This is a genomic window from Variovorax sp. JS1663 (genome assembly GCF_002157355.1).
Taxonomy (GTDB): domain Bacteria; phylum Pseudomonadota; class Gammaproteobacteria; order Burkholderiales; family Burkholderiaceae_C; genus Variovorax.
This window is the reverse complement of sequence record NZ_LYMK01000036.1, coordinates 63,798-70,106: the sequence shown is the minus strand read 5'-3', so window position 1 is coordinate 70,106 and position 6,309 is coordinate 63,798. Positions and strand designations below refer to the sequence as shown.

Here is a 6,309-nt window from a genome sequence, read left to right as displayed (position 1 = left end):
CTTTTTCCCCGTCCGCACAGCCATGCCCACCTTCCTCTCCCGCCGCCACCGTGCTCCTCCTGCGAGACACGCCCGAAGGCCTTGAGGTGCTGATGACGCGGCGCTCCGCGACGGCGAGCTTCGCGCCCGGCGCCTACGTGTTCCCCGGCGGGCGCATCGAGGCCTCGGACGCTGCGGCACAGTCGGTCGCGACGCGCCGGCCGGGTCAGAGCGATCAGCAGCTCGCGCAATCGGTCGCGGCCGTGCGCGAATGCTTCGAGGAGCTCGGCGTGCTGCTCGCGCGCCATGCCGACGGCCGGCCGGTCGGGGCCGGCGAAATGGCCGCCATGGACCGCAGCAGCAACTCGGCCATCGCGCTGGCCGACCAGTGCACGGCACGCGGGCTGCTGCTGGCGACCGACCAGGTCTACACCCTGGCCCACTGGATCACCGACCGCGACCTGCCCAAGCGCTTCGACGTGCCCTTCCTGGTCGCCCGCATGCCCGAGGGGCAGGAGCCCTCGGCCGACGAGTCCGAGCAGTTCGAGCCCTGCTGGGTGCGGCCGGCCGATGCGCTGGCGCGGCACAAGGCGGGCGGCTTCTTCATGATCTTCCCCACGCTGCGCACGCTGGAACGGCTGGCCGCCTACCCCACGGTGGAATCGGTGCTCGATGCCTGCGCACGCCGCCCCGGCGGCGAGGGGCCGCTGTGGACCAGTTGCCCGCGCGCCGGCCTGCTGCAGGGCAAGGAGGCGCGCTACATGGAGCACGAGTCGCCCTATGGCGAACTCGCGCTGGTCTGCCCCGACGGCCAGATCGTGCATGAGCTGGGCTGGCAGAGCGAAACGCCGGTGGCCCTGCTGAAGAACGTCCGGCGCCTGACCGCCGCCAATTCCGGCGTGATGACCGGCCCCGGAACCAACAGCTACATCGTGGGCGATGCGGCGACCGGCTACATCGTCATCGACCCCGGCCCGAACGACGCGGCCCACCTCAAGCGCCTGCACCAGGCCACCGGCGGCGACATCCGCCAGATCGTGTGCACCCATTCGCATGCCGACCATTCGCCCGGCGCGGCGCCGCTGCAGGCGCTGTGCACATCGAAGCCGCCCATCCTCGGCCTGGCCTCGTTGCAGACCGCGCGGCCCGCCTCCCATTTCGTGCCAGAGCGCGCGCTGCAGGACGGCGAGCGCCTCCAGCTGAAGGACGACCAAGGCGCCATGCACACCCTGCGCGCCATCCACACGCCCGGCCACGCGGCCAACCACCTGTGCCTGGTGCTGGAAGAGGATGGCCTGCTCTTCTCCGGCGACCACGTGCTCAACGGCAGTACCACGGTGGTCGACCCGCCCGACGGCAACATGAACGCGTATCTAGCCTCGCTGGACAAGCTCGACGCCGCCTGTGCCGAGGGCGACATCCGCTTCATCCTGCCGGCGCACGGCCACGTGCTGGGCGAGGCGCGCGCCGCCATCGCCCATCTGAAGGCGCACCGGCTCAAGCGCGAGGCCAAGATCGCGGCCGCGATGCGGCAGCTGCCGCAGGGCACGCCCGAGGACTGGCTGCCGATCGCCTACGACGACGTGCCCGTGCGCATGTGGCCCGTGGCCGCGCGCTCGCTGGCCGCGCACGTGGAACGCATCCGGCAGCTCGAGACGCGATGAACGCGAGCGGCAACGATGGCGACGACGGCGGCATCCGCCTGTCCAAGCGCGTGGCCGCGCAGGCCGGCTGCTCGCGGCGCGAGGCCGAGCTGCTGATCGAGAACGGCGCGGTGCGCGTCGACGGCGAACCGGTGCTGCTGCCGCAGACGCGGGTGCAGCCACAGCAACAGGTCGAGATCGAGGCCGGGGCGCGGCCGGAGCCGGTGGCGCCGGTCACGCTGCTGCTGCACAAGCCGGCCGGCCTGGCCGCCGACCAGGCGCATCGCCTGCTGGTGCCCGCGAACCATCACGCCCCCGAGCGTGCCGGCCTGCGCTTCCTGCCCCGGCACGCGGCAGGCCAGCGCTGCATGACGCCGCTGGAGCCCGGGGCCAGCGGGCTGGTTGTCTTCACCCAGGAATGGCGCATCGAGCGCCGGCTGACCGAAGATGCCGCACTGCTGGAGCATGAGCTGATCGTCGACGTGGCAGGTCCGGTGGGGCCCGAGCTGCTGGCGCGCCTGGATCGCGCGCCGGCCCGCGTCAGCATCAGCCAGCAGGCCGAGGGGCACACCGGCCTGCGCTTCGCGCTCAAGGGCCCGCGCCCGGGCGACGTGGCGCAGCAGTGCCGCGCCGCCGGCCTGCAGGTGCTGGGCCTGCGGCGCCTGCGCATCGGCCGCGTGGCGCTGTCGGGCCTGCTGGCGGGCCAGTGGCGCTACCTGCTGCCGCATGAACGCTTCTGAAGCGAAGCGCCGGATTCGCGAATAAGTGTGAAGCGCGCCTGTAAGCCGGATTCTGTGCACCGGGGTCGCCCCCGGCGTGACCGCCATTACTCTGGGCCGCCCGTCACCGGAACGGCTCGATGCCACCTACCCGCCAGCTCTGCGAACCGCATCAATGCTGGCCTACTTGGTGTTGCTGCGCGCAGAGATTGCCCGTTTCACCCGGCCGGGTCGCCCCGGCCGACTCGTCTCTGTTGCTCTGATCCTCACCTCGCGGTGGAGAGCCGTTAGCTCCTGCGCTGTCCTGTGCAGTCCGGACTTTCCTCCAGTGCGCCCTTTCGGGACATGCACCAGCGGCGGTCCGGCGCGCTTCACGGGGGTGATTATCCCGTCTTGCAGAGCGAGGTGCCGGGACTTCGGCATTTGTCCCCGCCGCCTCCCTCTAGTCTTTCAACCAAAGCCGCTTGAGCCGCTTGCCCAACGGGCTGCGATACCGATCGAAATCCTTTCGGTCGACCGTCAGCACGTTGTAGATGCCCGTGCGGTCAGCTGCAAAGACCAGCGCCACGTCCGCCAGGTCCGCGCCGCCATCGGCATAGCGCTCCGTGAAATCGGCGATCTCGGACAAATCCGCCGGATCGCTGGTCAGAATCGTGAGCCGCCCGGCGGCGGCCCAGCGAAGCAGGTTGAGCCACCCTGCATCGTCGAGCAGATGACCGGCTTCGGTGAGCACCTCCCAGACCGTGTAGAGCCGCCGGCCTGCCAACTCCCGAAGCACGCCGACGGCGCCGGCATGATGCGGATCGGCATCATTGAAAAGGGCGACCAGGAAACCCGTGTCAACGAGCGTATCCGTGCTTTTCACGCAGCCGCTCCAGGATCGCCCGCTTGCCGGGATTCGCGACGCTCTCCGGCTTGCGCAGCCCACCGCCCCTGCCGATGTAGAGCGCGTCGATCTCCGTCGCAGCCTTCTCTGCCGGCAACACCTTGCCCGCATAGGCAGCGATACTGCGGCGGATGAATTCCGACTTGCTGATGTGGAGGGCGGCGGCGGCGCGCTCCAGCAGCGTTTCGTCCTCGGCAGGCAATCGAATGGACAAGGTCATGGCTACTCCTGTAATACAGAAGTGTATTACAATCCCTGGTCCATCAGAAGCCACCTGCCCGATCGCCACGGGCCGCCCGCCATGATCCGAGTCTCCGAACTCAAGCTCCCCCTCGACCATCCGCCCGAGGCGCTGCCCGCGCTGATCGCGTCCACGCTGGGCGTCGCGCCCGGCGAGATCGCATCCCACGACGTCTACAAGCGCAGCTTCGACGCGCGCAAGGCCGACCTGCTGACGGTCTACATCGCCGACGTCGCGCTCGCGGACTCGAAGCAGGAAGCCTCCGTGCTGGCACGCCATGCCGGCCGACCGCATGTGCAGCCCGCGCCCGACATGGCCTACCGGGCGCCCGTGCACGCGGGCGAGAGCACGCCGCGCCCCGTGGTCGTGGGCTTCGGCCCGTGCGGCATCTTCTGCGCGCTGCTGCTCGCGCAGATGGGCTTCCGCCCCATCGTGCTGGAGCGCGGCAAGACCGTGCGGGAGCGCACCAAGGACACCTGGGGCCTGTGGCGCAAGAGCGTGCTCAATCCCGAGTCAAATGTGCAGTTCGGCGAAGGCGGGGCCGGCACCTTCTCCGACGGCAAGCTCTACAGCCAGATCAAGGACCCGCGCTTCCTCGGCCGCAAGGTGATGGAGGAGTTCGTCAAGGCCGGCGCCCCCCCGGAGATCCTCTACGTCGCCCATCCGCACATCGGCACCTTCAAGCTGGTGAAGGTGGTGGAGAACATCCGCGAGCAGATCGTCGCGTTGGGCGGCGAGATCCGCTTCGAGCAGCGCGTGACCGATGTGCTCGTCGAGGACGGCCGCCTGCGCGGCATCGAGGTGCTGGACCTGCGAACCGGCGACTCCCACCAGCTGCGCACCGACCACGTGGTCATGGCCCTGGGCCACAGCTCGCGCGACACCTTCGAGATGCTGCACGCGCGCGGCGTGGAGATCGAGGCCAAGCCCTTTTCGATCGGCTTCCGCGTCGAGCATCCGCAAGGCCTGATCGACCGCGCGCGCTGGGGCCGCCATGCCGGCCATCCCATGCTCGGCGCGGCCGACTACAAGCTGGTGCACCACGCGAGCAACGGGCGCTCGGTCTACAGCTTCTGCATGTGCCCCGGCGGCACGGTGGTCGCCGCGACCAGCGAGCCGAACCGCGTGGTGACCAATGGCATGAGCCAGTACTCGCGCAACGAGCGCAACGCCAACGCCGGCATCGTGGTCGGCATCGATCCGCGCGACTACCCGGGCTGGGAGAACGGCGCCACCGGTTCGCCGCTGGCCGGCACCGTGCTGCAGCGGGCGCTCGAATCGCGGGCCTTCGAGCTGGGCGGCGGCGACTACCGCGCGCCGGGCCAGCTGGTGGGCGACTTCGTCGCCGGCCGGCCCTCGACCGCGCTGGGCAGCGTCGAGCCCTCGTACAAGCCCGGCGTCACGCCCACCGACCTGCATGCCGCATTGCCCGCCTACGCCATCGAGGCGATGCGCGAGGCCTTCCCGGCCTTCGGCCGCAAGATCAAGGGCTTCGACCTGCACGACGCGGTGCTGACCGGCGTCGAGACGCGGACCTCCTCGCCGATCCGGATTGCGCGCGACGAGAACCTGCAGAGCCCCAGCGTTCGAGGCCTCTATCCGGCCGGCGAGGGCGCGGGCTATGCGGGCGGCATCCTCTCGGCGGGGGTGGACGGGATCAAGGTCGCGGAGGCGGTGGCGCAGGCGATCGCCTCCCCCATGAAAAAAGCCGCCTGACGGCGGCTTGGGCTTTCTCGGGGAACACCGCGGAACCGGCTTTGCCGGGCCGCCGGTGTTGCCCCCGGTGAGGGGGTTGGCGTAGCGACACGAAGTGCGCGAAGCCTGGGGGAGAGCCTATACAGAACTGTTCTGCAGTGCCGCGATCCGCTCCTCGATCGGCGGGTGCGTCGCGAACAGCTTGCCGATGCTGCCGGTGATGCCCATCGCTTCTACTGCCTTCGGCAGCTCGCCGGCCGGCAGGCCGCCCAGGCGGGCCAGAGCGTTGACCATCGGCTGCTTGCGGCCCATCAGCTGGGCCGCGCCGGCGTCGGCGCGGAACTCGCGCTGGCGCGAGAACCAGGCCACCACGATCGCGGCAGCGAAGCCGAGCACGATGTCCAGGATCACGGTGGTGATCATGTAGCCGATGCCGGGGCCCGAGTTGTTGTCGCTGCCGCGGCGCAGGAAGCTGTCGACCGCGTAGCCGATCACGCGCGAGAGGAACACGACGAAGGTGTTCATCACGCCCTGGATCAGGGTCATCGTCACCATGTCGCCGTTGGCCACGTGCGCCACCTCGTGGCCGATCACGGCCTCGACCTCCTCGCGCGTCATGTTGGCGAGCAGGCCGGTGGAGACGGCCACCAGCGACGAGTTCTTGAAGGCGCCGGTCGCGAAGGCATTGGGCTCGCCCTCGAAGATGCCGACCTCGGGCATGCCGATGCCGGCCTTGTCGGCGAACTTGCGCACGGTCTGCACGATCCAGGCCTCGTCGGGCGACTGCGGGTCGTTGATGATGCGCACGCCGGCCGACCACTTGGCCATGGGCTTGCTGATCAGCAGCGAGATGATCGCGCCGCCGAAACCCATCACCAGCGCAAAGCCCAGCAGGGCCGTCAGGTTCAGGCCGTTGGCCGTGAGGTAGCGGTTCACGCCGAGCAGGCTGGCGACGATGCCCAGCACCGCGACCACCAACACGTTGGTCAGGACGAACAAGATGATGCGTTTCAAGCTGATTTCTCCGTGGGTTCGGGCGAATGCGCCCGCCTAGGCGGGCAAATGGGGGCCTCGACAGTCATTTCAAGCTGGGCGCTGCCCGGGCGACGGGCGTGGTTGTGTGGGTTCTGACGCCCCGAAGCGGTG

6 protein-coding genes and 1 other RNA gene are annotated in these 6,309 nt (G+C 69.7%); 3 read left to right on the top strand and 4 right to left on the bottom strand.

The annotated features are described in order from the left end of the window. The first annotated feature begins 50 nt into the window (after positions 1-50). Both A8M77_RS25370 and A8M77_RS25365 read left to right on the top strand, forming a co-directional pair. The gene (locus tag A8M77_RS25370) at positions 51-1,643 is read left to right on the top strand and encodes an MBL fold metallo-hydrolase (RefSeq protein ID WP_443272471.1); all 1,593 of its coding nucleotides are present in this window, start codon (positions 51-53) and stop codon (positions 1,641-1,643) included. Beyond that, entirely contained in the window at positions 1,640-2,362 is a 723-nt protein-coding gene (locus tag A8M77_RS25365) for an RNA pseudouridine synthase (RefSeq protein ID WP_086924288.1), read from the top strand. The genes A8M77_RS25370 and A8M77_RS25365 overlap by 4 nt, the downstream gene beginning before the upstream one ends. Positions 2,363-2,387: 25 nt before the next feature. Here the strand turns inward: A8M77_RS25365 and rnpB are convergent. From rnpB to A8M77_RS25350, 3 genes are all read right to left on the bottom strand, one after another. Next, positions 2,388-2,714, bottom strand: an RNA gene (gene rnpB / locus A8M77_RS25360) — RNase P RNA component class A. Between the two features lie 69 nt (positions 2,715-2,783). After that, positions 2,784-3,206: a type II toxin-antitoxin system VapC family toxin gene (locus A8M77_RS25355; protein ID WP_086924287.1), complete on the bottom strand. Its 423-nt coding sequence runs from the start codon at positions 3,204-3,206 to the stop codon at positions 2,784-2,786. Next, on the bottom strand, positions 3,181-3,447 hold the full coding sequence (locus A8M77_RS25350; protein WP_158100994.1) for a ribbon-helix-helix protein, CopG family: 267 nt from the start codon (positions 3,445-3,447) through the stop codon (positions 3,181-3,183). Before A8M77_RS25350 ends, A8M77_RS25355 begins: the two co-directional genes overlap by 26 nt. 81 nt (positions 3,448-3,528) lie before the next feature. Between A8M77_RS25350 and A8M77_RS25345 the strand changes: the two genes are divergently transcribed. Continuing rightward, the gene (locus A8M77_RS25345) at positions 3,529-5,184 is read left to right on the top strand and encodes an NAD(P)/FAD-dependent oxidoreductase (protein ID WP_086924285.1); all 1,656 of its coding nucleotides are present in this window, start codon (positions 3,529-3,531) and stop codon (positions 5,182-5,184) included. A 117-nt stretch (positions 5,185-5,301) separates the two neighbouring features. Here A8M77_RS25345 and htpX read toward each other — a convergent pair whose 3' ends face one another. Beyond that, positions 5,302-6,177 (bottom strand): protease HtpX, encoded by an 876-nt coding sequence (htpX, locus tag A8M77_RS25340; RefSeq protein WP_086924284.1) that lies wholly within the window; start codon positions 6,175-6,177, stop codon positions 5,302-5,304. Positions 6,178-6,309: the final 132 nt, after the last annotated feature.